Source organism: Solirhodobacter sp. (genome assembly GCF_964715405.1).
Map to the genome: position 1 here is coordinate 1 of NZ_CBAICG010000047.1, position 26,408 is coordinate 26,408.

Genomic DNA, 26,408 nt, shown 5'->3' on the forward strand with positions numbered 1-26,408 from the left:
ATGGCCGAGGTGAACCCGGTCAACTACATCGCCGCCACGCTCTGCTCAATCCTCGATGGCCACCCGCAAAGCCGTATCGAAGACCTGATGCCCTGGCGCTTCAAGCAGCCGTCAAGCCTCGCCGCATAGGGCAACGCCGTCGCGCTTACCTATTATCAGGAAATGGCGCATGTGCGCTTTGGCCTGAAGCGGCTGGCCGAGGTGCATGGCGATGACGCGGTGCTGGCGGCGTTCCGGGCGCCGGCGGGGGCTATTCCGGCGTCGGTGCTTCCAGCGGGGCGATGCGGGCCGGAACGCCCTCGGCCAGGACGATCGCGGGCTCGCCGCAATGGAACAGGAAATAGGTGATCGCGGTCTGTGGCAGGCGCGAGACGTTCGGGCGGCCCTTGATCCGGTCGGCCGGGGCAAAGCGTTTCTGGAAGTTCGCGAGCCCATGGCTGAGCTCCTGGCGCGGCGAGACCAGCATGTCACGGCCGGGCTTGCCGTGATCGAGAGCGTCCTGCCGGAGCAGGATCGGCTGCGCATCGGGCTGGTTGCGCAGATACTCGGCGTCAAGCCGGATCTGCTCGATGCAGGCGACCCGGAGCATCCGGCCGGTGCTTGTGCGGATGTCGTCCCGCAGGCGCAACGCCTCGATCGGCAGGTCGCCAAAGGCCGTGGTGATCCGGGTTTTCGGGCCGAACCCCGGCAGGGTCCAACCGCCCTTCCGGCCCGACGATGTCGGGAGCAGGGGGCGCGGCTTCGCGTCGGCCACCGACAGCAGGACCGCGCGGAGGACATCGTCCTCGCTGCTGGCACTGAAGATCGCGTTTCCCATTGCGGGCTCCTCTCGCATCCGCGCGCCGGCAGATGTGCCGCACGGCAACAGGCGCCGGGCCTGACGTTTGGGGCATCAGGCCCGGCTAACTCGTTACCCTCAGGCTACCCGGCCAGACTGGCCTGCACTGGTCACCTCGGAACGCGACCGACCGAAACGGGTCGGCCCTGCGCACAGGATGCACGTCGGAAAGAGTGAAAATGTGTCAGGCAAGGCGCAGATGATGGCAATCTCGGGCGCGGCGTCCGGTGGCAATTCGGGCCTTCTGCTGCCGATGTTTCGCGATCATTGACAATCCCGTGCCAGTTCCGGGCCGGATGCGGCGATTGGTCCGGGAAACGGAAATCGATACAACTGTCGGGAGTGGCGCGGATTGTGGCGTGGCAGCCTCTTTTCGCTGTTCCGAAACGTGACACAGTCTGTTTCTTGCGGCTCCGGCGGGCCAAAGCGGGCTTTCAGCACGCTGGAGTTGCGACGTCAGGCGCGGCACACGGCAAACGCGCGGCGGCGGCAGGTTGCTCGCGACTCACGGGAATGCCATCCTGTCGGCGGTTGGCTGAGGGGACAGGATGACACCGGCAGAGCGCGCCATTGACGGGATGACCGCGCCGATGCGGACGCGGCTGGCGGCGCGGATCGACACGATCCCGCTCTTTGCCCACGCCTATGCCTGGCACCTGAATTTCCGGCTTGGCGATGCGTCGCCGGTTGATCTGCTGCAGGATGCGGCGTCACGCGGCCTTGTCGGGGTGAAGATCCATGTCGAGGATGGCGAAGCGCGCAGCCTGCTGCACGCCACCGCCGCCGAGCGGGCGCGCTTTGGCGATGTGGCGCGCGATCTTGGCCTGCGGGTGCATGTCGAGACAAGCTCGACCGAAGTCGCCGATCTGCGCGCGGCGATCGCGGTGGCGCTGGACACCGGCGCCGAGTCGGTGCGGGCCTATCCGCGCTATGCGGGGCGGGTGTCCGAGATCCTCCGGCGCAGCGTCGCCGACCTGCGGCAGTTGCCGGGGATGGACCCCGACGGGCGGCTCGACTTCCTGCTGGAGCAGCACGAAGACCTGACATCGACCGAACTGATGCGCATTCTGGCACAGGTCGGCAATCCGCGCCTGACGCTGCTTTACGACTTCGGCAACATGATCAACGCTTATGAGCGGCCCGAGGCGGCGCTAGCGGTGATGGCGCCGAAGGTCACCGACGTGCATATCAAGGACGTGGTGATCCTGGAGGATCGCGGCGGCTGGGCGCACCGGGCCTGCCGCTCGGGCGAGGGCGATATCGACTTTCACGGGCTTCTGGCGCGGCTTCTGCTGCTTGGCGAGACCGTGCCGCAGGTCCGCGCCTTCGCGCTGGAAGAGGAGAACGAGATGGTCGCCCCCGCCTACCGGTTTCCCGGCGAGGCTGCCGATCCGGTGATCCCGCCGCGCGAAGCCAGCACCACGTTGCTGCCCGCGGGCGAGGCGTTGGCGGACCGGCTGGCGCGCGAGCGGCGCGAGGCGGCGGCACAGGTGGCCTACGTCCGCGGCGTGCTGGCCGAATTGAAGCAAGCGGCGGCCCGGATCACCGCGCCCGCCGCCGACACAGGAGCAGACGGATGACCACACCCACCCCCGCGCGCGGCGACAGCTACTGGCCGCTCGATTCCTCGGCCACGCCGCGCTTTGCCGGGCCGGTCAGCTTCTTCCGGCTGCCGATGCTCGCTGATCCGGCCGCGACCGACATCGCGCTGGTCGGCCTGCCCTGGGACGGCGGCACCACCAACCGCTCCGGCACCCGCCACGGGCCGCGCGCGGTGCGCGCCATGTCGACGATGATCCGGCCGTTTCACCATGTCACCCGCACCTCGCCCTACACCCTTTGCCGGGTCGCCGATCTGGGCGACGCGCCGGTCAACCCGATCGACATTCACGACACGCTGCGGCAGGTTCAGGGTTTCTTTGCCGGCCTGCACGCGGCGGGGGCGGTGCCGGTGACGGCGGGCGGCGATCACCTGATCACGCTGCCGATCCTGCGCGCCATCGCGACGGACGGGCCGGTCGGGCTGATCCAGTTCGACGCCCATTCCGACACCAACGACAGCTACTTCGGCGGCCACCGCTATACCCACGGCACCCATGTGCGCCGCGCGATCGAGGAAGGGCTGGTGGACCCCCGGCGCACGGTGCAGATCGGCATCCGGGGCACCCGCTATCAGCCCGACGGCAACGACTTCGGCGAACAGCAGGGCATCCGCACGATCTTCATCGAGGAAGTTTTCGAGCTGGGCAGCGCCGGGGTGGTCGCCGAGATCCGCCGGGTGATCGGTGCGGGCCCGGCCTATCTGACCTTCGACGTGGACGGCATCGACCCCTCGCAGGCGCCGGGGACCGGCACACCGGAAATCGGCGGCTATTCCACCTTTCAGGCGCAGCAGATGCTGCGCGGCCTGATGGGGCTGGACCTGATCGGCGCCGATGTGGTCGAGGTTTCGCCGCCGTTCGATCCGACCGACAATACCGCGCTGGTCGGGGCGACGATGATGTTCGAAATCCTGTGCCTGGTGGCGGCGGCCAAGGTGGCGCGGCGGGGCGGCTGAGGCCTCACATCACCTCGGCGTGGCGCGACAGCCATTCCATCACCGCCGGGCGCACCGAATGCACCCCCGAGGCGGCGGCCGCGTCGATCACGGCGCGGGCCTCGCGCAGATCGACGCGGCGCAACAGCGCCTTGACCGGGCCGATCGAGGCCGGGCGCATCGAGAGGTTGCGCAGCCCCATCGCGGTCAGGCACAGCGCCTCGACCGGTCGCCCGGCATCCTCGCCGCAGAACGAAAGCGAGGTGCCGGTTTCCGCGCAGCGGGCCACGATCTGGCCGATGAAGGTCAGGAAGCTGACGTTCAGCGTGTCATAGCGGCGGCGCACCCGTTCATTCTCGCGGTCGGCGGCAAAGAAGAACTGCTTGAGGTCATTGCCGCCGATCGAGATGAAATCGGCCAGTTCGAAGAACTGCCGCGGCGCGAAGGCAAGGCTGGGGGTTTCCAGCATGGCGCCGATCTCGATCTTCTCGGGCAAGGTGCGACCCAGCGCACCCTCGCGGTCCATCTCGTGCAGCAGATGGTCGCGGGCTTCGAGGAATTCCTCGAACTGCGCGACAAAGGGGAACATCACGCTCAGCGGCCGACCCTTGGCGGCGCGCAGCAGCGCCTGAAGCTGCATCCGCAGCACGCCGGGCTTGTCGAGCCCGACGCGGATCGCGCGCCAGCCCATTGCCGGGTTGGGCTCGTCCTGCGGCTTCATGTAGGGCAGCACCTTGTCGGAGCCGATGTCGAGCGTGCGGAAGGCGACGCGGCGGCCGCGGGCAGCGTCGAGCACGCGGGAATAAAGCGCGGCCAGTTCGCCGCGCTTGGGCACCTGATTGCGGATCAGGAATTGCAACTCGGTGCGAAAGAGCCCGACACCCTCGGCGCCGGAGCCTTCGAGCGAGGGCAGATCGGCCATCAGCCCGGCGTTCATGTGCAGCGCGACGGTGGTGCCGCAGAGCGTCTGCGCCGGCAAGAGCCGCAGGCCCGCATAGCGTTCCATCGCCTTGGCCTGCATCGCGATCTTGTCGCGGAAGGCGGCGGCGACGTTTTCATCGGGGCGCAGGTGGACGATGCCCTGATCGCCGTCGACGAGGATGTTGTCACCGTTCAGCGCCTCGGTGGTGATGCGTTCGGCGTGGATGACCAGCGGAATCGCCAGCGCGCGCGCCACCACGGCGGCATGACTGCCGACCGAGCCTTCTTCCAACACCACGCCCTTCAGCTTGCGGCCGTATTCCAGCAATTCACCGGGGCCGATGTTGCGCGCCAGCAGCACCGGGTTTTCCGGCATCGCCGCGCCGGTCTCGTAGCCCTGACCGGTCAGGATGCGCAGCAGGCGGTTCGACAGATCGTCAAGGTCGTGCAGCCGCTCGCGCATGAAGGGGTCGGGCACCTGGTCGAGGCGCGCGCGGGTGGCGGATTGCTCTTTCTCCACCGCCGCCTCGGCCGACAGGCCGCGCTGGATGTCTTCCTCCATCCGCTTCAGCCAGCCGCGGGAATTGGCGAACATGCGGTAGGCTTCCAGCACCTGCTGCTGTTCGCCGTCGCCGGAATCGGTCTCGGTCAGCAGCGTGTCGACCGACAGCCGCAATTCATCCACTGCGGCGCGCAGGCGCAGGCACTCGGCCTCGGGGTCGTCGGCAACCGGGTTGGTCACCACCACGCGCGGCTCGTGCAGCCAAACGCGACCCTCGGCCGCGCCCTCCTGCCCGGTGGCGCCGCGGAACATCACCGGATGGGTATGCAGCGCGCTGAGCGCCTCGCCCTCGCCGACAAAGGCACCAAGCTCGGTCATTTCGGCGACCACCATCGCCACGACTTCGAGCGCGTAAACCTCATCCTCGGTGTATTGCCGGGCGGTCTTCGACTGCACCACCATCACGCCCAGCTTTTCGCCTAGGCGCTGAATCGGCACACCGAGGAAGGCCGAATAGATCTCTTCACCGGTTTCGGGCATGTAGCGAAAGCCGCGCTCGGCGGGGGCATTGCCGGTGTTGATCGGCTGGCCGGATTTGGCAACGCGGCCGACCAGACCCTCGCCCAGCCGCAGCCGGGTCTGGTGCACCGACTCGGGCTTGAGGCCCTGGGTGGCGCAAAGCTCCAGCGTGTCGTCATCGCGGAAGAGGTAGACCGAGCAGACCTCGCACCCCATCGAGTCGGCGATCAGGTGGGTGATGCGATCCAGCCGTTCCTGGCCCTTGCCGGGTTCGGCAAGAGAGTCCCGCAACCTGCGCAGGAGCCGTCGACTGTCGCTTTCGGTCCCGTCTGCCATGGCCCCAATCCGGACGGCCCTGCCCCGAAATCTCGGGGATCAGGCCGCCTTGTCCAGTTCAAAGGCATCATGAAGGGCCTGAACCGCCAGTTCCATGTATTTCCGGTCGATCAGGACCGAAATCTTGATCTCGGAGGTGGTGATCACCTTGATGTTGATTCCTTCAGCAGCCAGCGCCCTGAACATGGTCGCCGCGACCCCGGCGTGGCTGCGCATCCCGATGCCGACGACCGAGAGCTTGGCCACATCGGTATCCACCACCAGCGCGGCGTAACGGATCGCGCCTGCGGCGGTGGCATCCTCCATCGCCTTGCGGGCGCGCGCCACCTGGTTGGTGGGGCACGAGAACGTCATGTCGGTGACCGGGCCGCCGCCGGTGTTGGCCTCGGAAATGTTCTGCACGATCATGTCGACGTTGACGCCGGCCTCGGCCAGCGGGCCGAAGATCGCGGCGGCGATGCCGGGCCGGTCCTCGACCGAGACCAGGGTCATTTTCGCTTCGTCGCGCGAATAGGCGACGCCCGAGACGGCTTTCGTTTCCATGATATCCTCCTCGTCGCAGACCAGAGTGCCGGAATTCTCGTCGGTGTCCTCGAAGCTCGAGAGCACGCGCAGCTTGACCTTGTAGCGCATCGCCAGTTCGACCGACCGGGTCTGCAAGACCTTGGCACCGAGCGAGGCCAGTTCCAGCATTTCCTCGAAGGCGATGCGGTCGAGCTTGCGGGCTTTCTCGCAGATGCGCGGGTCGGTGGTGTAGACGCCGTCGACGTCGGTGTAGATGTCGCAGCGTTCGGCGGCGAAGGCGGCGGCAAAGGCGACGGCGGTGGTGTCGGAGCCGCCACGGCCCAGCGTGGTGATGCGGTGTTCCGGGCTGACGCCCTGGAAGCCCGCGACCACGGCGACCCTCATGCCTTCGGCGAATTTCAGGTCGATGTTGGCGCGCGGGATGTCGACGAAGCGGGCGGCGGAATGGGCGCTGGTGGTCAGGATCGGCACCTGCCAGCCCTGCCAGCTGCGCGCGGGCACGTCCATTTCCTGCAGCGTCAGCGCCATCAGCCCGGCGGTGACATTCTCGCCCGAAGAGACGACGGCGTCGTATTCGCGCGCGTCGAACAGGGGCGAGGTCTGTTCGACCCAGCCGACGAGTTCGTTGGTCTTGCCCGACATCGCCGAGACGATGACGATCACGTCATAGCCGCGCGCGACCTCGCGTTTCACCTTTTCGGCGGCATTGCGGATGCGCTCGAGGTTGGCCACCGAGGTGCCACCGAATTTCATCACGAGAAGCGGCATCAGGCCCCCCCGTTGCCTTGGCTGCATGTGGCGCGTGTCTTAAGCGGGGCGCGGGCGGGGCGCAAGGGGCGCGCAGCGGCGAGCGCCGGGGGGCTGTCTGCCCCCCGGTCCCCCCGAGGATATTTGCGGACCGAAAGTGCGGGCGGGGAGTGCTCAGAACGGGTGCGGTGTGCCGTCCCAGGTTTCGAAGCAGCCGGTGGTGGCGGGCGAGAGGGCCTTGATGCGGGCGAGCAGGCCCTGCGCGGCGGCCGCGGGCGTGATGGAGGCGCCGAGGCCGCCCATCTCGGTCTGCACCCAGCCGGGGTGGTAGATGCCGACGGCGATGCCCTCGGGCTTCAGGTCGGTGGCGAGGTTGCGGCCGAGGTTCAGCACGGCGGCCTTGGAGGCGCGGTAGATGTAGCTGCCGCCGCCCGCGCGGGTGTCGGAGCCCATCTGCGAGGACAGGATCGCGATCTTCGCGCCCTTCGCGCGGCGCAGCGCGGGCAGCAGGGTCTGGATGGTGAGGAAGACGCCGGTGACGTTGACGGCGAACATCCCGGCCCAGAGCGCGGGCGGGTAGCCGGTGTCGAGGCGCTGGCCACGGTCGGCGTAGAGGCCCGCGTTGCAGATCAGGCAGTCGAGCGGCGCGGTGCCGAGGGCGGGGGCGAGGGCCGCGATGCTGGCCGGGTCGGCCATCTCGGCTGCCAGCCAACGCGCGCGGGCGGCGAGGTCGGCCGGGACGGGGGCGCGGTGGGTGCCGATGACGGGCTCGCCGCGGGCGGCGAGGGCCTCGGTCAGGGCGCGGCCGAGGCCACGGGCGGCGCCGGTGATCAGCGTCGTCATCGCGTCAGTTCGCCCGGCGCGGCGACAGGAAGGGCAGCGGCGCGACCGGCACGCCGTCTTCCAGCAGCTTTTTCGCCTCGTCGAGGCGCGCCTCGCCGAAGATCGCGCGTTCGGGGGCGCTGCCGTCGTGAATGGCGCGCGCCTCGGTGACGAAATCGAGGCCGACGTATTCGGAATTCGCCTCGACCTCGCGGCGGAGCGCGGCGAGAGCCGCCTCGACCGGGTTGGCGGGCGTGGAGAGCGGGCGGGCGGGCGCGGCGGGGGTTTCGCTGCCGTGGTTGACGGCGGGGGCCATCAGCGTCTTGGTCACCTCGGTCGAGCCGCAGTGAATGCAACTGATCCGGCCCGTGGCCATCAGGCTGTCGCAGGCGGCCACCGAAGCGAACCAGCTTTCGAAGCCGTGGTCGTTGTTGCATTTCAGGCTGTAGCGGATCATCGCGGCCTCACCAGGACAGACCCGCAACACCTATGGGTTTCGGCGGGGAAATCAACCGGCCTCGGGCGGCGTTGGCGCGGGCGCGGGCGGCGCAAGCGGGGCGAAGCGGCGAAGCATGGCGCGCAGTTCGGGTTCATCCACCTTGAGCGCGGCCCGTTCGGGCGCAAACCACTTGCGGCGGCGCTGGTCGTTTTCCGGGAAACGGTCGCGCAACTGCCTGACACGGACGGCGAAAACCGCGACGCCGCAGGGCAGGCCGTGCGCCGGGTCCGTCACCTTGACGTAGTGGAACTGGCCCACGGGACGCTCGTCGACCTCGCCCTGGACGCCGGCCTCTTCATAGGCTTCGCGCAGCGCGGCGGCGGCGCTGCTCAGCCCCTTCATCGGCCAGCCCTTGGGGATGATCCAGCGTCCGGTATCGCGGCTGGTGATCAGGAGCACCTCGGCCCGGTCGCCGACCGCGCGCCAGCAGAGCGCGGCGACCTGGGTGCAGACAGCCCCGGCCGCGGCCGCCAGCGGCAGCGGCATCGGCGTGGCGATTTTTCCGACGATCGACATGACCTGCTTTGCCCCCTGACGACGGGGATCCCTCGTTATTTCTTGTAAAACACTGCCCTGACACGAGATATAGCATGAAAAACAAGGATCGGCCAGTGGTTGCTGGCGTGAAGGGCCTTATGGCGGGCGGTGTGGTGATCAAGATCGCGATCGGGCTGGATGGGTGGACGGCCATGGCTGACGTCGCCGGAGGCGCCTGGGGGGCTGGTGGCGGGCGGGGCCGCGATGGCGACGGGCCCGGCCGTTCTCGGGCCCGGGATTTACCGGCATTCGAGCTATGGCACCCGGCATCCGCTGCGGATGTCCACCGTGACCGATCCGGTGCGGGCGCCGGGCTGGCTGGCGCCGGGGCAATACCGCACCAGCCCGCGCGCCCGGGCCGCCGCGCTGATCGCCTGGCACACGCAGGACGACATCGCGGCCTTGCCGCGCGTCGAGGCGGAGGGGGTGGTCAGCGACGCGGTGCGCCAGCGGCACGGGCCGGGCACCACATCGAACCCGGTGTTCCCCGAGATGTTCCGCAGGCCCGCGACCGCAGCCGGGGCGGCGATGCCGGCGGTCGGCCTGGTGCGCGACGGCGGCACGGTCTGCACGCCTCCGGGCGGCACGCATCACGGGGTGCCGGACCGGGCGAACGGGGTTTTCTCCCTCAACGACCCGGTGCCGTGCATCCTGTCGCTGCGGCGGCGGGGGTGGGCAGGGTCGCCTATGTCCACATCGACGCGCATCATCGCGATGGGGTGGAACCTGCCTTCGCGGGCGATCCGCGGGTGCTGATGGTCTTGGTGCAGGAGGAGCGGCGCTGGCGCCTTACCGGCGCGCTGGCGGCGGACGGCGGCGGCGATTGCGTCAACCTGCCGGTGCCGAAGGGGTTCAACGATACCGAGATGCGCGCGGCGCTGGAGGCGGTGATCCGGCAATGCGGCGCGGATGCGCTGGAGGAAGACCCGCTGTCGCGGCTGGCGCTGTCCAACACCGCGCTTTGCGGGGTGGTGCGGGCGCTGAAGGGGCTGGCGCCGCGCCTTGTCGAGCCGGGCGGCGGCGGCTGCAACCCTTGGTCGGCGGCGCGTTGCTGGGCCGGGGTCCGGGCGGAACTGGCGGGGCATGAACTCCCCGACCGGCTGCCGGAGGCGGCCGAGGCGGTGCTGCACGGGCTTGCCGGCAAGGGGGTCGAGCGCGGGCGCCCGGTGGCCGAGGCGATGTTCACCACGCGGGCCGACCTCGCGCGTGAGGGGCCGGTGCACCCCGAACGGCTCGGGCGGCTGCGCGCGCGGGCCGGGCGATGATCCGCGCCTTTGTCGCCCTGCCGGTGCCCGAGGCGGTGCGCGCCGATCTGGCGCGGTTGCAGGCGGTGCTACCGCTGCCGCGCCCGGTGGACCCCGAGGGGTTTCACCTGACGCTGGCCTTTCTGGGCGACCAGTCGGAACCGGCGCTGGAGGAGGCGGATCTGGCGCTGGCGGCGCTGCACCCGACCGAGATCACGCTGACGCTGCGGGGCGCGGCGCTGTTCGGCGGCGAGCGGCCGCGCGTGGTCTATGCGGTGGTGGTGCCGGACCCCGCGCTGATCGCGTTGCAGGCGAAGGTGGTGACCGCGCTGCGCCGCGCGGGGCTGGAGCCCGAGGCGCGGCGGTTCACGCCGCATGTGACGCTGGGCCGGGTGCGGCCGAACCGCGCCGAGGTCGCGCGGCTGGAAAGGGCGGTGGCCGCCACGGCCGGGTTTGCGCCCAAGCCGTGGCCGGTGAAGGGGTTCGGTCTCTGGCGATCAGACCCCGGACCCGGCGGGCGGGTCTACACCGAGATGGTGCACTACCCGCCGCAGGACGCGCGTCCTACAAGGTGATGCGTGCGCCAAGCTCCACCACGCGGTCGCGCGGCAGGTGGTAGAACTCGCTGGGGTCGGCGGCAAGTCGGCCGAGCGCGATGAACAGCCGGTCGAGTATCCGCCCGATGCCGGTGCGCGCGCCAAGCTGAATCTTGCGCCGCCCGAGGAAGAACGAGCTGGTCATCACGTCGAACTTCAGCCCGGCGCGGCGGGCTAGGCCGACCGCGCGGCCGAGGTTGGGCGTTTCCATGAAACCGAAGCGCAGCCTGAGGCGGGCGAAGTGATCGTCGATCGGGGTATATTCGACGCGCTCCTCGCTGGTCGCCCTCGGCACGCGCAGAATCTCGATCGTCAGGATCACGTTCTTGTCGTGCAGCACATGGTTGTGCTTGAGGTTGTGCAGCAGCGCCTGCGGCACGGCGGTCGGGTCCGAGGTCAGGAAGAAGGCAGTGCCACCGACCCGCTTCATCCGCTCGGAATCCGCGACCGAATGGACGAAGCCGTCCATGTCGACCTTCAGTCGGCTTTCGCGCGCGCCGATCAGTTGGACGCCGCGCCACCAGGACCACATGATCAGCGCCAGGATCGCCGCCAGCGTGACCGGGACATAGCCGCCGTCGGGGATTTTCAGCAGGTTCGAGGCGAGGAACACGCTTTCCAGCACGAAGAGCGGGCCCACCAGCGATGCGACCATCCAGACCGGCCGTTTCCAGCCGCGCAGCGCCAGGATTGAGGTCAGGATCGTCGTCACGATCATCGTGCCCGTCACCGCGATGCCATAGGCCGAGGCCAGGGCCGAGGACGAGCGGAACGACAGCACCAGCCAGACGACGCCGAAGAACAACAGCCAGTTGAGCGCGGGGACGTAGATCTGGCCGCTCTGGCTTTCCGAGGTGTGGGTGATCGTCAGCCGCGGCAGGAAGCCCAGTTGGATCGCCGCGCGGGTCATCGAGTAGGCGCCGGTGATCACCGCCTGCGCGGCAATGACGGTGGCGACGGTGGCCAGGATCACCAGCATCGGCAGCGCCCAGCCCGGCACCAGCAGGAAGAACGGGTCATTGGCGGCGGCCGGGTTTGCCAGCACCAGCGCCCCCTGGCCAAGGTAGTTCAACAACAGCGAGGGGAACACCAGCGCCAGCCAGGCCAGCCGCACCGGCGCACGGCCAAAGTGGCCGAGGTCGGCATAAAGCGCCTCGGCGCCGGTCACCGACAGGAAGATCGCGCCCATCACCGCGAAGGCCAGCGGCCCTTCCGAGGTCAGGAACTGCACCGCGATCAGCGGGTTGAACGCCAGCAGGATCACGGGCGCCCGCGCCAGATGCGCGGCCCCCATCCCGGCAAGGACAAGGAACCAGACCACCATGATCGGCCCGAAGGCGATCGAGACCGCCGCGGTGCCATGCCGCTGCACAAGGAAAAGCGCGACCAGGATGCCCAGGGTGATCGGAATGACGTATTCCGTGAACGCCGGGCTGATCAGTTCCATCCCCTCGACCGCCGACAGCACCGAGATCGCGGGCGTGATGATCGCGTCGCCGAAGAAAAGCGCCGCGCCGGCAATGCCCAGCCCCAGCACCCAGAGCGAGCGATAGCCCAGCGCCAGCCGCACCAGCGTGTAAAGCGCCAGCACGCCGCCCTCGCCCCGGTTGTCGGCGCGCAACAGCACGATGACGTATTTCAGCGTGACGATGATCATCAGCGTCCAGATCAGGACCGAGATGATGCCGATCACTTCGCTCCGGGCGAGCCCGTCGCCCGAAACGGCGGCCAGCGATTCCCGCACCGCATAGATCGGGCTGGTACCGATGTCGCCGTAGACGACACCGACCGCGCCCATTGTCAGCGCGGCAAGGCCAGTCTTGTGCCCGTCCGGGCCGGGATGAGCGGCACCGGAGTCGACGCCGTCGAGATCGACGCCCGAAGGGACGTCCTGCAGTCTAGCAATCATGAGGATTTCCGCTCCGCGCGGCACGGATCAGTCGCCGTGGCGCATCTATTGTTGCAGCCGGCGGCCCTGCGGCGCACCCCATACGCTCCAAATGCACGCCCGGCACGGACGCCCCGCGGACACGGTCTTCACGACTCAGGCATCCTGGCGCGGGATCATACGCTTTGCCGTGGATGCTGCAAGCGCGAACGGATGCGACCTTTTGCGCGGTCCGGCAGGGCCTCAGGCGCGGATTTCGCCAAGGCCGAGGGGCAGGGTGTTCATCGCCTCGGCCCCGGTTTCGGTGATCAGCACCTGGTTCTCGATGATCATTCCGCCGAGGCCGGTCACATACCACGGACACTCGAACGCCATTACCATGCCGGGCTCCAGCGTCACCGGACTGTCGGCGGCGATGAAGGGCCAGTCTTCGCTGCCCAGCCCGGCCCCGAGGCTGTGGCCGACATGCCCCCGCGTGTAGCCGGGAAAGCCCGCGCCGCGGATCGCGGCGGTGGTGGCGCGGTGGATCTCGGCCAGCGCCGCGCCGGGGGACAGCAGCGCCGCGCCCGCCGCGAACCCGGCGGCAAGCGCGGCGTAAAGGCGCGCCTGCATCGCCGACGGCGCGCCCAGCACGAAGGTGCGCCCGCTGTCCGAGGTGTAGCCGCGCACGACGCAGCCGACATCGACCTTGATCAGGTCGCCCGCCACCGCCGCCCGGTTGCCGCCCCAGGGATCGGGGCCGACCGAGATGTAATCCCACGCCCCGGTCAGCGCGCGGTTGCCCCGGTTGGCCGCGATGGTCGCTTTCCAGGTGGCCGACAGGTCATCGCGCGTCACGCCGGGGGCGATGGCGTCGCGCACCGCGGCAAGGCCGGTCTCGGCTAGGGTCACCGCCTCGCGCAGCAAGCCGATCTCGGCCGGGGTCTTGACCATCTTCAGCCGGGCGATGGCCTCGGTGCCATCGCAGAGCCGCGCGCCGGGCAGGGCGGCCAGCAGCCCCGGCCAGTCGCGCGCCGAGATCGCCGCCAGTTCGACCCCGATCCGGCCCTGCGACAGCCCGCGGTCGGCCAGCGCGTCGGCCAGATGGCGCCAGCACAGCGCGGCATCGAAGGTGGTCGGCCGGGCGAAGCCTGCCGCGCGCCCCTCGGCGGCCCAGGCGGCGGCCACTGCCGCAGGCGGGGTCAGGGTCGGGTCGGGCGCGTCGAGGGTGGCGGTTTCCACCCAGATCGGCGTCACGCGCAGGTCGGCGATGGGGCTTTGCGCGCGGAAGGCGGCGGCGAACAGGTCGCTGGCCACCGCCATTTCGGGCAGGCTGGCGTCGCAGGGCACCAGCACCGCCACCGCCCCGGCCTGCCGCCACATCGTCGCCACCCCCGGCTCGGCGCCCGTCGCATAGCGAAAGCTTTCCGGCGACAGCAGGATCAGCGCGTCGAGCCCCTGCGCCGTCAGGATCCGTTCGGCGCGGGGCCGGTCGATGAAGGACATGATGCGCCAGGCTCCGCTTGGGTCGGTGCGCCACGGTAGCCCCGGCGCGCGGGCGGGTACAAGACGGTCAACCGAAAGCCAATTGCACTCGCAGCCCCGGCCCGGCATCCTCCAGCGTCAGGGTGGCATCGTGCAGATCGGCGATCACCGCGACCAGCGACAGGCCAAGCCCGCTGCCCGGCGTGGTGCGGCTGCGTTCCAGCCGGTAGAGGCGGCGCAGCACGTTGCCGCGTTCTTCGGCCGGGATGCCGGGGCCGGTGTCGGTGACCGCCAGCGTCGGGTGGCCATCCGCGTGGCCGACCGCGACGGTGATGGTGGTGCCGCCCGGCGTGTGATGCAGCGCGTTCTCGATCAGGTTGGCCAGTGCCTGCCCCAGCAGATCCCGGTCGCCCTGCACCACGACAGGGCCTGTCGCAGGCACCAGCCGGAGGCTCTGGCCGCTGTCCTCGGCGGCGGGTTCGTAGATTTCGACGAAGGTCCGCGCGATGTCGGACAGGTCCACCGGTTCGAATCGTGCCTTCGGGCTGCCGCCCTCGATCTGCGCGATCTGCAGCAGCGACTGGAAGGTCGTGGTGATGCGGCCCGCCTGGTCGCGCGCCTGCCCCGCCAGTGCCGCGCTGTCCGCGGCCAGACCCGGCCGGGTCGCCAACTGGTCCAGCAGCACCGCCAGCCGCTGGATCGGCGTCTTCAGGTCATGCGCGATGTCGGCCGAGACCTGTCGCAGCGCCTCGGTCGAGGCTTGCTGGCGCGCCGCCATCCGGTTGATGCCCTCGCCGATCGCCGACAGGTCATCGTTGCGCGGCATCGCGTCCAGCCGCGCGCTGAGGTCGCCCGAGGTCAGCCGGTCCAGCGTCGCCACGATCCGGTCGACGCGGGCCTGACTGCGCCGCGCGATGTAAAGCCCGCCGCCGATCGCCACCGCGAAGGTCGGCAGCAGGCTGAGCAGCAGCACATCGAGGAACATGCCGGCCAGCGCGACCACCGGCTGGCGGTTGTCGGCCACGATCAACTGACCGCCGAAGAAATTGCCCGCCAGCCCGAAGTAGGCGCGCGCGCCGCTTTTCGCGTCGGGGCCGAGGTCGAGGCGCAGGAACCCCTCGGGCCCGCGCGACAGCGCGACGTTGCCGAAGACCTGCCCATCGGCGGAAAGATAGGTCAGGATGCGCTGTGCCGGATCAGTGACGGCGCCCTGATTGGCGATCAGCGCCGCCAGCGCCGAGGCCGAGGGCGCCGCACCGAAGCCCGCCATCTGCTGTTCCAGATCGGCGCGCATCCCGGCGTAAAGGCTGTTGCGGATCACCAGATAGGTGCCGCCGAAGCTGGCCAGGCTGACCAGCGTGAACAGCAGCACAAGCAAGGCCGCCAGCCGCAGCGGCGTGGAGCGCAGGAAGGCGAGCGGGCGGGCCACGGGCCTACCCCTCGATCCGGTAGCCCGCGCCGCGCACGGTCTTGATCATCTCGTGCCCGAACGGCTTGTCGATCTTGGCGCGCAGCCGGCTGACGTGGGTTTCCACCACGTTGGTCTGCGGATCGAAGCGGATATCCCAGACCGACTCCAGCAGCATGGTGCGGGTCAGCACGCGGCCCTTGCGGCGCAAAAGCTGTTCCAGCAGCGCGAATTCGCGCGGCAGCAGGTCGATCTGCTGCCCGGCGCGCGTCACCCGGCGCGACAGCAGGTCCATGCGCAGGTCGCCCGCGGTCAGCACGGTCTCGGCTTCCTTCATCTGCGGGCGGCGGGCCAGCGCCGCGACGCGGGCCGACAGCTCGCCAAAGGCGAAGGGCTTCACCAGATAATCGTCGCCGCCCGCGTTCAGCCCTTCGATGCGGTCATCGACCCCGCCCAGCGCGGTGAGGAACAGTACCGGCGTGGTGTTGTGCGCCGCCCGCAGCGCCCGCACCAGCGACAGGCCGTCGAGCCCCGGCAGCATCCGGTCGACGATCATCACTTCGAACGCTTCGGTGGTGGCGCGCACCAGCCCGTCGCGCCCCTGTGTCAGCAGATCGACGGCGTGGCCTTCCTGCCGCAGACCCTCGGCGATGTAATCGGCCGTGGTCGGATCGTCTTCCAGCACCAGAATGCGCATCGTTTGCCCCGCAACGTCGACCGGCCCCAGACTGCGCTTCGGGCTTTGGCGCCACAACCCGGCGCACGCAGGCGTGACCGTGCCGTGACGCTTTCTTGCAGATTTGTAATCCACCCGAGAGCGTCGTGCGAGGCGCGCGCCGCATCTGTGCTGCATCCGGTCAGGCCAAGGCCCACCGTTGTCTCGCAGCAAAAGGACTTCTCAGATGCAACCCATGTTCCAGAAACCGGGCCGCGCCCGTCTCGCGGGTCTCGCCCTCGCCACGGCGCTTGCCTCGTCGAGCGCGATCGCCGTGATCCCCGGCGCCGCCGTCGCCGAGCCTGCGGGGGGCTATGCCGACCTCGTGCAGAAGGTCGCGCCCAGCGTCGTCTACATCGAGGTCACCGAAAGGGCGCCGCAAGCGGCCCAGACCCTGCAGGGCTTCCCGTTCCAGGAGTTCAGCCAGCAGTTCGGCATCCCGATGCCGCAGATGCCGCAGGGCAATGACCCGCAGCAGGGGCAGGAGGCGCCGATGGCGCATGGTGTCGGCTCCGGCTTCATCATCGACGCAAAGGGGCTGATCGTCACCAACAACCACGTCGTCGACGGCGCCACGGCGGTGAAGGTGACGTTGCAGGACGGCCGCAGCTTCGACGCCAAGGTGATCGGCACCGATCCGGTGACCGACGTCGCGCTGATCAAGGTGGACTCGGCGGACCCGCTGCCCGCGGTCAGCTTCGACTCGTCCAAGGATATCCGCGTGGGTGACGACGTGATGGCGGTCGGCAATCCCTTCGGGCTGGGCGGCACCGTGACGACCGGCATCATCAGCGCCAAGGCGCGCGATATCGGCAGCGGATCCTATGACAATTACCTGCAGACCGACGCGGCGATCAACAAGGGCAACTCGGGCGGGCCGCTCTTTGACGATGCGGGCAAGGTCGTGGGCATGACCACCGCGATCATGTCGCCCAGCGGCGGCTCGGTCGGGATCGGCTTCGCGGTGCCATCGGACGTGGTGCAGACGGTGGTGGCGCAACTGGCGCAGGGCGGCAAGGCCGAGCATGGCTGGCTTGGCGTGCAGATCCAGGCGGTGACGCCGGATATGGCCGCCGCCCTCGGGCTCGACAAGCCGGAGGGCGCGCTGGTCGCCGCGGTCAACCCCGACAGCCCGGCCGCGAAGGCGGGCCTGAAGCGCGGCGACATCATCACCGCGTTCGGCGGGACCGCGATCAAGCAACCGCATGACCTGCCGCGCGCCGTCGCCATGACCGCGCCCGACACCAGCGCGAAGATCAACCTGCTGCGCGCCGGCAAGACGATGGAGCTGGAGGTTTCGGTCGGCCTTCTGGCGCCGCAGAAGGCGTAACGCCGAGCTGAAGCGATCCCGGAGCGCGGCGGGTCGGCCGTGCTCCGGGCCTTCCGGCCGCAAGGGCGGGGGCAAGGCCGGGGCGGCAGCGCGCGGCCGGGTCAGGGTCCGTCAGGGCGGCGTCAGCGGTGTAACCCTATCGACATGACTGCACGATAATGTGGCGAAATGTTCACCCCGTGTCGTGCAAACGGGCTGCGCGACAAGTCGCCGCCCGATCGGTCTGACGTTGGAGAGTGCGTTGAAGTCCGCCCCGTTCCGTTCTAGCAGCGCGCCAGCCAAGGGCCCTGCATCGGCCGCGGTCGGGATGGATCGCCTGTCCATCGCCGGGCGATGCTGCCCCGCCGAATGATCCGCCCCCACCTGCGAGAGACCCTGATGAAGCGCGCCGCCCTGCTTGTTCTTTCGCTGTTGCTCGTGGTCGGGGCGGGAACCGCGATGACCTACCGGTTCGTGGTGCCGGGCGATCGCGATCTGATGCCGCTCGACCGCGTCGCGATGCCCAAGGGCGTTTCCAGAGGCGTGGTGTTCCTGATGTCGGACGCCGCGGGCTGGGGCGCGCAGGATGACCAGGTGTCGCGGCAGTTGCAGGCGGATGGCATCGTCGTCGTCGGCATCGACACGCCGCGCTATCTGGCCACCATCGCCGGGGTTTCCGACAGTTGCACCTACCTCGTCGCCGATATCGAGCGGCTGAGCCAGCAGTATCAGCGCCAGACCGGTGCGGTCGACTATGTCGCCCCGGTGGTCGCGGGCACCGGCCTTGGCGGCGGCCTTGCGCTCGACATCGTGGATCAGACCCCGGCGGCGACGGTTGGCGGCACTGCGGTGGTGGACCCGATGTCCGCGGTGCCGCTGGGGGTCGAGTTGTGCACGCCCGCGGGCTATCTGACGACGGCGCAGGGGGAAATCTACGCGCTGCATCCGGGGCCGCAGGTCGATCCGGTCTCGATCCTGCTCAGCCCTGCGGCCACCGGCGACATCCGGGCGCGGGCTGCGGCGTTCAAGGCGGGGTCACCCGACGTTACGCTGGCCGAGACCGCGCGGCCGACCCCGGTGGCGGTGGTGGCGCTGATCGAGGCGCGGGTGGCTGCGGCCAAAGGGGTCGGCGACGCGCTGCCGGTCACCGTGCTGAACACGGTGCCAAGGCACGACGCGATGGCGATCATCCTGTCGGGCGATGGTGGCTGGCGTGACATCGACGCCTCGATCGGCAAGGCCTTGCAGGCGGACGGGGTGCCGGTGGTCGGGTTCGACTCGCTGCGGTATTTCTGGTCGAAGCGCGACCCGCAGCGCACCGCGCGGGACATCGCGACCCTGATCCGCCAATACCGGGCCGCCTGGGGCGTTCGCGATGTGATCCTGGTCGGCTATTCCTTCGGGGCCGATGTCCTGCCCGCGACCTACCTCGCGCTGCCGCAGGCGGAACAGCGCCACGTCCGCCTTGTCGGTCTGCTTGGCTTTTCGACGGCGGCGGATTGGCAGATCACGGTGTCGGGCTGGTTCGGTTCGCATGGCGATCAGGCGACGCCGACGCTGCCCGTCGCCGCCACCCTGCCGATGGCCAAGGTGCTGTGCGTGTATGGCGTTGAAGCGGACAACGCGGCCTGTCCGGCGCTCGGTCCGGCGGGCGCGGAGCTGCTGATGACAGAAGGCGGGCATCACTTCGGCGGCAACTACGGACGGGTGGAACAGGCGATCCTTGCGGCCTACGCCCGGCGATCGGGCGGGGGCGACACTGCCCCGCCGGGCGAGGTCGCCGGCCTGACCCGCGCCGGGATCGGCCTCACCCTCGTCGCCGCCTCGGCGACCCTGCCCCTGGTCGGACCCCGGCGCGCACCAACGCTGCCCTGAGGCGACGCGGCGTCCCGGTCGGCGCGATGCCGCGCCTCATCGCACCCGTCCTGGAGCCCGAGTTGCACCGCGACAATCGAGTTTTGCCCCACTGTTGCAAGGGGTTATAACGATTTCAAGGGGATAGGTGGTGCTGCAAGAGAGGATTGAACTCTCGACCTCACCCTTACCAAGGGTGTGCTCTACCACTGAGCTACTGCAGCATCCGTTGTGGGCGGCTGATTAGACGGAAAGCCGGTGGGACGCAAGCGCAATATGGACCACCCGCGCCGGGTGGGTTACAGAGGGCGGATGGACAGGACGCCCCCGAAACCGGCCGCTGCGCCGCGCGCGGAGACCAGCCGGGACGCGCGGCTGAAAGCGGCGTTGAAGGCGAACATCGCGCGGCGCAAGGCGCAGGCGCGGGCGCGGCAGGACGCGCCGGGGGACGACACCGTGACCGAAAAAGAACAAGAGTAGGGCAGGCCGATGGATTCGATACTGGTGCGCGGTGGCGCAGAACTGAACGGGGTGATCCCGATCGCGGGGGCGAAGAACGCCTGTCTGGCGCTGATGCCCGCGACGATCCTGAGCGACGAGCCGCTGACCCTGACCAACGCGCCGCGGCTGAGCGATATCAAGACGATGACGCAACTGCTGCAATCCCTCGGCGCCGAGGTGACGAGCCTGCAGGATGGCAAGGTGCTGGCGATGTCGTCGCACACCCTCAGCAACCTGACCGCCGACTATGACATCGTGCGCAAGATGCGGGCCTCGTTCCTGGTGCTGGGGCCGATGCTGGCGCGGGCGGGGCGGGCGGTGGTGTCATTGCCGGGGGGCTGCGCCATCGGGGCGCGGCCGGTCGACCTGCACCTGAAGGCGATGGAGGCGCTGGGCGCGACGCTGGACCTGCGCGACGGCTATGTCTACGCCGAGGCGAAGGGCGGGCTGAAGGGCGCGGTGGTGGACTTTCCGCTGGTGTCGGTGGGGGCGACCGAAAACGCGCTGATGGCGGCGACGCTGGCGAAGGGCACGACCGAACTGCGCAACGCCGCGCGCGAGCCCGAGATCGTCGATCTGGCCCGCTGCCTGCGCAAGATGGGCGCGCGGATCGAGGGCGAGGGCACCTCGACGATCACCATCGAGGGGGTGGACCGGCTGCATGGCGCCACCCATCCGGTGGTGACGGACCGCATCGAACTGGGCACCTACATGCTGGCCCCGGCGATCTGCGGCGGCGAGGTGGAGTTTCTCGGTGGCCGGATCGACCTTGTCGGCGCCTTCTGCGAGAAACTGGACGCGGCGGGCATCTCGGTGACGGAAACCGAGCGCGGCCTGAAGGTGACGCGCCGGAACGGCCGCGTCAGCGCCGTCGACGTGGTGACCGCGCCGTTCCCCGGCTTCCCCACCGACCTGCAGGCGCAGATGATGGCGCTGCTGTGCACCGGCGACGGGGTGAGCATGCTGGAGGAGCGGATTTTCGAGAACCGCTTCATGCATGCGCCCGAACTGATCCGGATGGGCGCGCGGATCGAGGTGCATGGCGGGCAGGCCACGGTGACCGGCGTCGAGCGGTTGCGCGGCGCCCGCGTGATGGCGACCGACCTGCGCGCCTCGGTCTCGCTGATCCTCGCGGCGCTGGCGGCCGAAGGCGAGACGGTGGTGAGCCGGGTCTACCACCTTGACCGCGGCTATGAGCGGGTGGAGGAAAAGCTGAGCGCCTGCGGGGCCTCGATCGAACGGGTGAGCAGATGACCGGCGACGCGCGCTTCGAGGATGGGCAGGAGGCGCCGCTTTACCTTGCGGCGCTGGAGCCGGACGACCTGACCGTGATCGCATCGCTGGTGCAGGATGCGGTGTTCCCGGTGACCGAGATGACCTGGCAGCCGAAACTGAGGCGGTTCGCACTGCTGGTGAACCGGTTCCGCTGGGAGGATCGCGAGGCCGCCGACCGGGCGGGGCGGGCCTATGAACGGGTGCGTGCAGTGCTGGTGGTGGGCGAGGTGACCCGCGTCACCTCGCAGGGGATCGACCGGCAGGACCGGGACATGGTGCTGTCGCTGCTTGATCTGACGTTCGAGCCGGGCGCCGATGGCACCGGGCGGGTGCTGCTGACGCTGGCGGGCGACGGCGCGGTGGCGCTGGAGGTCGAGGCGCTGGACGTGACGCTGAAAGACGTGACGCGCCCCTATGCGGCGCCGTCGCACAAGGCGCCGGGGCACCCGGAGTGAGGACCGGGGGCTCTTCCGCCGCCCGTTGACGCGCTGCGCGCGTCGCCATGGCGTTGGGCCGCGCGGCTGCGCCGCCAGAGGGGGGCTCTGCCCCCCGCCTTCGGCGCCCCCCGGGATATTTGCGCCAATGTGAATGGGGCGGGCGCGCGGTTGCGACGGCGGGGCGGGCGCGGTATGGAAACCCGTGTCAGGAGTGCCGCCGATGCCCGTTTTCCTTTCCAGTGCCGCGCCCGGTTTCGAGGCCGCCTTCCGCGCCCTGCTGGCGATGAAGCGCGAGGATGCGCCGGATGTGGATGCGGCGGTGGCGGGCATCATCGCCGACGTGCGCGCGCGCGGCGATGCGGCGGTGATCGAACTGACCGAGCGGTTCGACCGGCTGCGGCTGACGCCGGAAACGCTGGCCTTCACGGCCGAGGAGATCGCGGCGGAATGCGCCAAGGTCTCGGTGGAGGATCGGGCGGCGCTGGAACTCGCGGCCGAGCGGATCCGGGCCTACCATGTCCGGCAGAAGCCGCAGGATCAGCGTTGGACCGACCCGGAAGGGGCGAGCCTCGGTTGGCGCTGGACGCCGGTTTCGGCGGCCGGGCTTTATGTGCCGGGGGGGCTGGCAAGCTATCCGTCCTCGGTGCTGATGAACGCGATCCCGGCCCGGGTGGCGGGGGTGGAGCGGCTGGTGATCTGCGCGCCGACCCCGGACGGGGTGGCCAATCCGCTGGTGCTGCTGGCGGCGAGGATCGCGGGGGTGGAAACCATCTACCGCATCGGCGGCGCGCAGGCGATCGCCGCGCTGGCCTACGGCACCGAAACCATCGCGCCGGTCGACAAGATCACCGGGCCGGGCAACGCCTATGTCGCGGCGGCCAAGCGGCGGGTGTTCGGGCGGGTGGGCATCGACATGATCGCCGGGCCGTCGGAGATTCTGGTGATCGCCGACCGCGACAACGACCCGGACTGGATCGCGCTCGATCTGCTGAGCCAGGCCGAGCATGACGAAAGCGCGCAGTCGATCCTGATCACGGATGACGCGGGCTTCGGGCAGGCGGTGGCGGCGGCGGTCGGAAAGCGGCTGGAAACGCTGGCGCGGCGGGCCATCGCGGGGGCAAGCTGGCGCGACTACGGCGCGGTGATCGTGGTGCGCGATCTGGCCGAGGCGGCGGAATTGTCGAACCGGGTCGCGCCGGAGCATCTGGAACTGTGCGTGGCCGACCCTGAGGCGCTCGCCGAACGGATCACCCATGCCGGGGCGATCTTCCTTGGCGCCTGGACGCCCGAGGCGATCGGCGATTACGTCGGCGGGCCGAACCATGTGCTGCCGACCGCCCGCTCGGCGCGGTTTTCAAGCGGGCTCAGCGTGATGGATTTCCTCAAACGCACGACCCTGGCGAAGATGACCCCCGCCGCGCTGGCCGCCATCGGACCGGCGGCGGAGCGGCTGGCGATCAGCGAAAGCCTTGAGGCGCACGGGCTGAGCGTGCGGGCGCGGCTGGACCGGCTGAACCGGGAGGGTGGTCAATGACCAACCGCATCTGCGCCATCGCCATTGACGATACCGGCCTCGCCGCGCCGACACCGCAGATCGAGCAGGAGCGCAAGGTCGCGATCTTCGATCTGCTGGAGGACAACTCCTTCACGCTGCCCGCGCGCGAGGATCGGGCGATCTCCTCAGGGCCCTATCGGCTGAGCCTGGCGATCCGCGAGGGGCGGCTGGTGTTCGACATCGAAACCGAGGCGCTGGAGCGGGTGGGGGCGTTCCATCTGTCGCTGGGGCCGTTCCGGCAGGTGGTGAAGGACTATTTCCAGATCTGCGAGAGCTATTTCGAGGCGGTGAAGCGGCTGCCCCCGAGCCAGATCGAGGCGATCGACATGGCGCGGCGCGGCATCCACAACGAGGGCGCGCGGGTCTTGCAGGAACGGCTGGAGGGCAAGGCGGTGGTCGATATCGACACCGCGCGGCGGCTTTTTACCCTGATCTGCGTTCTGCACTGGGGTTGAGGCACCTTGGGCAAGCTTCCCTCCTCGGTGCTCTTTTGCTGCGACCACAACGCGGTGCGCTCGCCGATGGCGGAAGGGCTGATGAAGAAGTTCTACGGTCACGCCACCTATGTGCAGTCGGCGGGTGTCAAGAACGACATGGAGATCGACGGGTTTGCCGTCGCTGTCTGCCAGGAGATCGGGGTGGAACTCTCGCGCCACCGCGCCCGCAGCTTTGACGAGATGAAGCAGTGGGGCGACGACCTGTCGGGCTTCGATCTGATCGTCGCGCTGTCGCCCGCCAGCCAGCGGATGGCGCTGGAGTTCACGCGCTACTACCACCTCGAGGTGGAATACTGGCCGATCCTCGACCCGACAGGGCTGGGCGAGACCCGCGACGCGAAGCTCGCCGCCTACCGCCAGTCGCGCGACCAGATCCACGACCGGATGCTGGCCCGGTTCGGCGCGCCGGGCGGCTGACGCGGCCCGAGCGCCCCGCACCGTGCCGTTTTGGCCTTGAATTCCGGGGAAAACCGGCGCATCTACTGGCCCGCCCGCGACGTCTGCGGGTGATCCAAGACGGAGTGACCATGGCCAAGGAAGACACGCTCGAATTTCCCGGTGTCGTCAAGGAACTGCTGCCGAACGCGACATTCAGGGTCGAGCTGGACAACGGCCATGAACTGATCGCGACGATGGCAGGCAAGATGCGCAAGAACCGCATCCGGGTTCTGGCGGGCGACAAGGTGCAGGTGGAAATGACGCCCTACGACCTGTCGAAGGGGCGCATCAACTACCGCTTCAAGTGAGACTGATCCTCGGCTCCGCCTCCCCGCGCCGGAGGGAACTTCTGGCGCAGATCGGGCTGACCCCCGATGCGATCATCGCCCCCGACATCGACGAAGACCCCGTGAGGGGCGAGTTGCCGCGGCCCTACTGCGCCCGCATGGCGCGCGAGAAGGCGGCGGCGATCCCGGCCGGGCCCGATGAGATCGTGCTGTGCGCCGATACCACGGTGGCACTGGGCCGCCGCATCCTCGGCAAGCCGCGTGACGCGGGCGAGGCGGCGGCGTTTCTGGTGGCACTCGGCGGGCGGCGGCATCAGGTGATCACGGCGGTGGCGGTGAAACGCGGCGACCGGCTGTGGCAGCGCGAGGTGGTGACGGCGGTGAAGATGAAACGTCTGTCGGACGACGAGTTGAACGGCTACCTCGCCTCGGGCGAATGGCAGGGCAAGGCCGGGGCCTATGGCATCCAGGGCCGGGCCGGGGCCTTCATCCCATGGATTTCCGGCTCGTTCACCGGGGTCGTCGGCCTGCCCGTCGCGGAAACCGCCGCGCTGCTGGTGGCGGCGGGCTATCTCGTGCAGGGGGGGGCGGCATGAAGGGCCGGGTGGTTGCAATTGACCGGATCGCCGGGCGCGGTGCCGCCGCGCTGATCGTCGACGGGCGGCTGGAAGACCTGCTGATCGATCCGCCCGAGGGCATGGCACCCGCGCCGGGCGCGATCCTCCGCGCCATCGTGGACCGGCCGGTGAAAGGGCAGGGTGGCGTCTTCGTCAAGCTGCCCGGCGTGATGGGCTTTCTGCGTCAGGCGCAGGGTCTGGCCCCCGGCCAGCGCGTGCTGGTGCAGGTGACGGGCCCGGCCGAGCCGGGCAAGGCGCTACCGGTGACGCTGCGGCTTTTGTTCCGCAGCCGCTATGCCATCGTCACCCCCGGCGCGCCGGGGCTGAATATCTCGCGCAGCATCCGCGATGAAGAAACGCGCGCCTGGCTGGGCGATGTCGCGGCCGAATCGATGACCGCCTCGGCGCCCGACCTCGGGCTGATCGTGCGCTCGGCCGCCGCAGCCGCCGAGCCGGACGCGGTGACCGACGACATCGTGGCCGTGCGGGCGCTGGCCGAGGCGGTGCTGGCCGATCTGGACGGCGCGCCGGAATTGCTGGTCGATGCCCCCGACGCCGCCGAATCCGCCTGGCGCGACTGGGCCGACCCAGCCCCCGACGAGGTGCTGGAGGGCGACAACGCCTTCCGCGACCTTGGCGTCGAGGAGATGATCGACGCGCTCTTGTCGCCCGTGGTGGCGCTGCCCGGTGGCGGCACGCTGGTGATCGAGCCGACGCGCGCGCTGATCGCGGTGGACGTGAACACCGGCGCCGATACCTCGCCCGCCGCCAGCCTGAAGGCCAACATCGCCGCCGCGCGCGAACTGCCGCGCCAGTTGCGGCTGCGCGGACTGGGCGGGCAGGTGGTGATCGACTTCGCGCCGATGCCCAAGAAGGACCGTGTCGCCCTCGATCAGGTGCTGAAGGCCGCCTTCCGCCACGAGGGTGCCGAGTCGAGCCTGGCGGGCTGGACCCCGCTGGGGAACTACGAGTTGCAGCGCAAGCGCGACCGGCTGCCGTTGCGTGAGGCGCTGGCATGACCTGCCCGATCTGTCGCAAACCGGCCGACCCGAAGTACCGCCCGTTCTGCTCGCGCCGCTGCGCCGACATCGACCTTGGCCGCTGGCTGAAGGGCGATTACGTCATCCCCGGCGCGGCGCTGGAGGAACGCGACGACGCCCCCGAGGGCGGCCCCGACGACAGCCCCGGCCGCCCGCACTGACCCCCTTGCCGGGCCTGGGATTTTTTGCCAAATCCCTCTGGACAGTGCCGGGAGGCTCTTCTAATACACCGCAACCCGGATCGCCGCCGCGATCCACCCGTGCCCGGGTAGCTCAGGGGTAGAGCAGTGGATTGAAAATCCTCGTGTCGGTGGTTCAATTCCGCCCCCGGGCACCATTTATTCAGTAAGAGACTAGTGTTCTCCACCTGACGGATGGTTCCCGTTGTCGTTCTGGTGTGCTATTCTCGCGGCATGAGACGCGATGGAATCTGCCTATACCTTGGCCCCGTTGAGCGTGAGCAGCTTCAAGCCCTGCTCACCGACCGAAATACGCCGCGCA

26 protein-coding genes, 2 tRNA genes and 1 pseudogene are annotated in these 26,408 nt (G+C 69.5%); 18 read left to right on the forward strand and 11 right to left on the reverse strand.

Going from position 1 to position 26,408, the window contains the following annotated elements; all coding sequences use genetic code 11:
* Nucleotides 1-129: a transposase domain-containing protein gene (locus AC11WY_RS16175; protein WP_482927425.1), complete on the forward strand. Its 129-nt coding sequence runs from the start codon at nt 1-3 to the stop codon at nt 127-129.
* Nucleotides 130-250: 121 nt separating this feature from the next.
* On the opposite strand, the gene AC11WY_RS16180 is transcribed toward AC11WY_RS16175, so the two are convergent.
* Nucleotides 251-817, reverse strand: coding sequence for a Hint domain-containing protein (locus tag AC11WY_RS16180; RefSeq protein ID WP_482927377.1), 567 nt, complete (start codon nt 815-817; stop codon nt 251-253).
* Nucleotides 818-1,386: 569 nt separating this feature from the next.
* Here AC11WY_RS16180 and AC11WY_RS16185 point away from each other — a divergent pair.
* The gene (locus tag AC11WY_RS16185) at nt 1,387-2,418 is read left to right on the forward strand and encodes a sugar phosphate isomerase/epimerase family protein (protein WP_482927379.1); all 1,032 of its coding nucleotides are present in this window, start codon (nt 1,387-1,389) and stop codon (nt 2,416-2,418) included.
* The gene (locus tag AC11WY_RS16190) at nt 2,415-3,395 is read left to right on the forward strand and encodes an agmatinase (protein ID WP_482927381.1); all 981 of its coding nucleotides are present in this window, start codon (nt 2,415-2,417) and stop codon (nt 3,393-3,395) included. The genes AC11WY_RS16185 and AC11WY_RS16190 overlap by 4 nt, the downstream gene beginning before the upstream one ends.
* A gap of 4 nt (nt 3,396-3,399) precedes the next feature.
* Here AC11WY_RS16190 and ptsP read toward each other — a convergent pair whose 3' ends face one another.
* The 5 genes from ptsP to AC11WY_RS16215 all read right to left on the reverse strand — a co-directional run bounded on the left by ptsP (nt 3,400) and on the right by AC11WY_RS16215 (nt 8,761).
* A complete protein-coding gene (gene ptsP / locus AC11WY_RS16195) occupies nt 3,400-5,652 on the reverse strand; it encodes a phosphoenolpyruvate--protein phosphotransferase (RefSeq protein ID WP_482927383.1) in 2,253 nt (750 codons plus the stop codon).
* Nucleotides 5,653-5,691: 39 nt separating this feature from the next.
* Nucleotides 5,692-6,945: an aspartate kinase gene (locus tag AC11WY_RS16200; protein ID WP_482927385.1), complete on the reverse strand. Its 1,254-nt coding sequence runs from the start codon at nt 6,943-6,945 to the stop codon at nt 5,692-5,694.
* Nucleotides 6,946-7,098: 153 nt separating this feature from the next.
* A complete protein-coding gene (locus tag AC11WY_RS16205) occupies nt 7,099-7,767 on the reverse strand; it encodes an SDR family NAD(P)-dependent oxidoreductase (RefSeq protein WP_482927387.1) in 669 nt (222 codons plus the stop codon).
* 4 nt (nt 7,768-7,771) lie between these two features.
* Nucleotides 7,772-8,203 carry a DUF1178 family protein gene (locus AC11WY_RS16210; protein ID WP_482927389.1) on the reverse strand — a complete coding sequence of 144 codons (432 nt, stop codon included), beginning with the start codon at nt 8,201-8,203 and terminating at the stop codon, nt 7,772-7,774.
* A gap of 51 nt (nt 8,204-8,254) precedes the next feature.
* Complete coding sequence (locus AC11WY_RS16215) at nt 8,255-8,761, reverse strand: NUDIX hydrolase (protein ID WP_482927391.1); 507 nt, start codon at nt 8,759-8,761, stop codon at nt 8,255-8,257.
* Nucleotides 8,762-8,986: 225 nt separating this feature from the next.
* Between AC11WY_RS16215 and AC11WY_RS16220 the strand changes: the two are divergent.
* Together AC11WY_RS16220 and thpR are read left to right on the forward strand one after the other, a co-directional pair.
* Nucleotides 8,987-10,047, forward strand: a pseudogene (locus tag AC11WY_RS16220) (arginase family protein).
* Complete coding sequence (gene thpR / locus AC11WY_RS16225; RefSeq protein WP_482927393.1) at nt 10,044-10,601, forward strand: RNA 2',3'-cyclic phosphodiesterase; 558 nt, start codon at nt 10,044-10,046, stop codon at nt 10,599-10,601. The pseudogene AC11WY_RS16220 and the gene thpR overlap by 4 nt, the downstream one beginning before the upstream one ends.
* Here the strand turns inward: thpR and AC11WY_RS16230 are convergent.
* From AC11WY_RS16230 to AC11WY_RS16245, 4 genes are all read right to left on the reverse strand, one after another.
* Nucleotides 10,591-12,531 (reverse strand): potassium transporter Kup, encoded by a 1,941-nt coding sequence (locus AC11WY_RS16230; RefSeq protein WP_482927395.1) that lies wholly within the window; start codon nt 12,529-12,531, stop codon nt 10,591-10,593. The genes thpR and AC11WY_RS16230 overlap by 11 nt on opposite strands.
* Nucleotides 12,532-12,753: 222 nt before the next feature.
* The gene (locus AC11WY_RS16235) at nt 12,754-13,995 is read right to left on the reverse strand and encodes a M24 family metallopeptidase (RefSeq protein WP_482927397.1); all 1,242 of its coding nucleotides are present in this window, start codon (nt 13,993-13,995) and stop codon (nt 12,754-12,756) included.
* Nucleotides 13,996-14,062: 67 nt separating this feature from the next.
* Nucleotides 14,063-15,403, reverse strand: coding sequence for a HAMP domain-containing sensor histidine kinase (locus AC11WY_RS16240; RefSeq protein ID WP_482927399.1), 1,341 nt, complete (start codon nt 15,401-15,403; stop codon nt 14,063-14,065).
* A 4-nt stretch (nt 15,404-15,407) separates the two neighbouring features.
* On the reverse strand, nt 15,408-16,079 hold the full coding sequence (locus AC11WY_RS16245) for a winged helix-turn-helix domain-containing protein (protein WP_482927401.1): 672 nt from the start codon (nt 16,077-16,079) through the stop codon (nt 15,408-15,410).
* A 205-nt stretch (nt 16,080-16,284) separates the two neighbouring features.
* On the opposite strand from AC11WY_RS16245, the gene AC11WY_RS16250 reads away from it, so the two are divergent.
* Nucleotides 16,285-17,427: a Do family serine endopeptidase gene (locus AC11WY_RS16250; RefSeq protein ID WP_482927403.1), complete on the forward strand. Its 1,143-nt coding sequence runs from the start codon at nt 16,285-16,287 to the stop codon at nt 17,425-17,427.
* 378 nt (nt 17,428-17,805) lie between these two features.
* Nucleotides 17,806-19,281 (forward strand): virulence factor family protein, encoded by a 1,476-nt coding sequence (locus AC11WY_RS16255; RefSeq protein ID WP_482927405.1) that lies wholly within the window; start codon nt 17,806-17,808, stop codon nt 19,279-19,281.
* Between the two features lie 128 nt (nt 19,282-19,409).
* Here AC11WY_RS16255 and AC11WY_RS16260 read toward each other — a convergent pair.
* Nucleotides 19,410-19,484, reverse strand: a tRNA-Thr gene (locus tag AC11WY_RS16260).
* 88 nt (nt 19,485-19,572) lie between these two features.
* Here AC11WY_RS16260 and AC11WY_RS16265 point away from each other — a divergent pair.
* The 11 genes from AC11WY_RS16265 (at nt 19,573) to AC11WY_RS16315 (ending at nt 26,244) form a co-directional block, all read left to right on the forward strand.
* Nucleotides 19,573-19,740, forward strand: coding sequence for a hypothetical protein (locus tag AC11WY_RS16265; protein WP_482927407.1), 168 nt, complete (start codon nt 19,573-19,575; stop codon nt 19,738-19,740).
* A 9-nt stretch (nt 19,741-19,749) separates the two neighbouring features.
* The gene (murA, locus tag AC11WY_RS16270) at nt 19,750-21,015 is read left to right on the forward strand and encodes a UDP-N-acetylglucosamine 1-carboxyvinyltransferase (protein WP_482927409.1); all 1,266 of its coding nucleotides are present in this window, start codon (nt 19,750-19,752) and stop codon (nt 21,013-21,015) included.
* Nucleotides 21,012-21,491 (forward strand): DUF2948 family protein, encoded by a 480-nt coding sequence (locus AC11WY_RS16275; protein ID WP_482927411.1) that lies wholly within the window; start codon nt 21,012-21,014, stop codon nt 21,489-21,491. Before murA ends, AC11WY_RS16275 begins: the two co-directional genes overlap by 4 nt.
* 202 nt (nt 21,492-21,693) lie before the next feature.
* Entirely contained in the window at nt 21,694-23,007 is a 1,314-nt protein-coding gene (hisD, locus tag AC11WY_RS16280) for a histidinol dehydrogenase (RefSeq protein WP_482927413.1), read from the forward strand.
* Nucleotides 23,004-23,483: a UPF0262 family protein gene (locus tag AC11WY_RS16285; RefSeq protein ID WP_482927415.1), complete on the forward strand. Its 480-nt coding sequence runs from the start codon at nt 23,004-23,006 to the stop codon at nt 23,481-23,483. Before hisD ends, AC11WY_RS16285 begins: the two co-directional genes overlap by 4 nt.
* A gap of 6 nt (nt 23,484-23,489) precedes the next feature.
* Entirely contained in the window at nt 23,490-23,942 is a 453-nt protein-coding gene (locus tag AC11WY_RS16290) for an arsenate-mycothiol transferase ArsC (protein ID WP_482927417.1), read from the forward strand.
* Between the two features lie 110 nt (nt 23,943-24,052).
* Complete coding sequence (gene infA / locus AC11WY_RS16295; RefSeq protein WP_234869447.1) at nt 24,053-24,271, forward strand: translation initiation factor IF-1; 219 nt, start codon at nt 24,053-24,055, stop codon at nt 24,269-24,271.
* The gene (locus AC11WY_RS16300; protein WP_482927419.1) at nt 24,268-24,846 is read left to right on the forward strand and encodes a Maf family protein; all 579 of its coding nucleotides are present in this window, start codon (nt 24,268-24,270) and stop codon (nt 24,844-24,846) included. Before infA ends, AC11WY_RS16300 begins: the two co-directional genes overlap by 4 nt.
* Nucleotides 24,843-25,886, forward strand: coding sequence for a ribonuclease E/G (locus AC11WY_RS16305; protein ID WP_482927421.1), 1,044 nt, complete (start codon nt 24,843-24,845; stop codon nt 25,884-25,886). The genes AC11WY_RS16300 and AC11WY_RS16305 overlap by 4 nt, the downstream gene beginning before the upstream one ends.
* On the forward strand, nt 25,883-26,068 hold the full coding sequence (locus AC11WY_RS16310; protein WP_482927423.1) for a DNA gyrase inhibitor YacG: 186 nt from the start codon (nt 25,883-25,885) through the stop codon (nt 26,066-26,068). Before AC11WY_RS16305 ends, AC11WY_RS16310 begins: the two co-directional genes overlap by 4 nt.
* 101 nt (nt 26,069-26,169) lie before the next feature.
* A tRNA-Phe gene (locus tag AC11WY_RS16315) sits at nt 26,170-26,244 on the forward strand.
* Nucleotides 26,245-26,408: the final 164 nt, after the last annotated feature.

Bases quoted from the DNA above. Each gene is read 5' to 3' on its own strand.
- AC11WY_RS16235 (WP_482927397.1), bottom strand. From the start codon at position 13,995: ATGTCCTTCATCGACCGGCCCCGCGCCGAACGGATCCTGACGGCGCAG.
- AC11WY_RS16215 (WP_482927391.1), bottom strand. From the start codon at position 8,761: ATGTCGATCGTCGGAAAAATCGCCACGCCGATGCCGCTGCCGCTGGCG.
- AC11WY_RS16250 (WP_482927403.1), top strand. From the start codon at position 16,285: ATGCAACCCATGTTCCAGAAACCGGGCCGCGCCCGTCTCGCGGGTCTC.
- AC11WY_RS16265 (WP_482927407.1), top strand. From the start codon at position 19,573: ATGGACAGGACGCCCCCGAAACCGGCCGCTGCGCCGCGCGCGGAGACC.
- AC11WY_RS16275 (WP_482927411.1), top strand. From the start codon at position 21,012: ATGACCGGCGACGCGCGCTTCGAGGATGGGCAGGAGGCGCCGCTTTAC.
- AC11WY_RS16305 (WP_482927421.1), top strand. From the start codon at position 24,843: ATGAAGGGCCGGGTGGTTGCAATTGACCGGATCGCCGGGCGCGGTGCC.
- AC11WY_RS16200 (WP_482927385.1), bottom strand. From the start codon at position 6,945: ATGCCGCTTCTCGTGATGAAATTCGGTGGCACCTCGGTGGCCAACCTC.
- murA (WP_482927409.1), top strand. From the start codon at position 19,750: ATGGATTCGATACTGGTGCGCGGTGGCGCAGAACTGAACGGGGTGATC.
- AC11WY_RS16210 (WP_482927389.1), bottom strand. From the start codon at position 8,203: ATGATCCGCTACAGCCTGAAATGCAACAACGACCACGGCTTCGAAAGC.
- AC11WY_RS16185 (WP_482927379.1), top strand. From the start codon at position 1,387: ATGACACCGGCAGAGCGCGCCATTGACGGGATGACCGCGCCGATGCGG.
- infA (WP_234869447.1), top strand. From the start codon at position 24,053: ATGGCCAAGGAAGACACGCTCGAATTTCCCGGTGTCGTCAAGGAACTG.
- AC11WY_RS16205 (WP_482927387.1), bottom strand. From the start codon at position 7,767: ATGACGACGCTGATCACCGGCGCCGCCCGTGGCCTCGGCCGCGCCCTG.
- ptsP (WP_482927383.1), bottom strand. From the start codon at position 5,652: ATGGCAGACGGGACCGAAAGCGACAGTCGACGGCTCCTGCGCAGGTTG.
- AC11WY_RS16190 (WP_482927381.1), top strand. From the start codon at position 2,415: ATGACCACACCCACCCCCGCGCGCGGCGACAGCTACTGGCCGCTCGAT.
- thpR (WP_482927393.1), top strand. From the start codon at position 10,044: ATGATCCGCGCCTTTGTCGCCCTGCCGGTGCCCGAGGCGGTGCGCGCC.
- AC11WY_RS16310 (WP_482927423.1), top strand. From the start codon at position 25,883: ATGACCTGCCCGATCTGTCGCAAACCGGCCGACCCGAAGTACCGCCCG.
- AC11WY_RS16245 (WP_482927401.1), bottom strand. From the start codon at position 16,079: ATGCGCATTCTGGTGCTGGAAGACGATCCGACCACGGCCGATTACATC.
- AC11WY_RS16230 (WP_482927395.1), bottom strand. From the start codon at position 12,531: ATGATTGCTAGACTGCAGGACGTCCCTTCGGGCGTCGATCTCGACGGC.
- AC11WY_RS16255 (WP_482927405.1), top strand. From the start codon at position 17,806: ATGAAGCGCGCCGCCCTGCTTGTTCTTTCGCTGTTGCTCGTGGTCGGG.
- AC11WY_RS16180 (WP_482927377.1), bottom strand. From the start codon at position 817: ATGGGAAACGCGATCTTCAGTGCCAGCAGCGAGGACGATGTCCTCCGC.
- AC11WY_RS16175 (WP_482927425.1), top strand. From the start codon at position 1: ATGGCCGAGGTGAACCCGGTCAACTACATCGCCGCCACGCTCTGCTCA.
- AC11WY_RS16285 (WP_482927415.1), top strand. From the start codon at position 23,004: ATGACCAACCGCATCTGCGCCATCGCCATTGACGATACCGGCCTCGCC.
- hisD (WP_482927413.1), top strand. From the start codon at position 21,694: ATGCCCGTTTTCCTTTCCAGTGCCGCGCCCGGTTTCGAGGCCGCCTTC.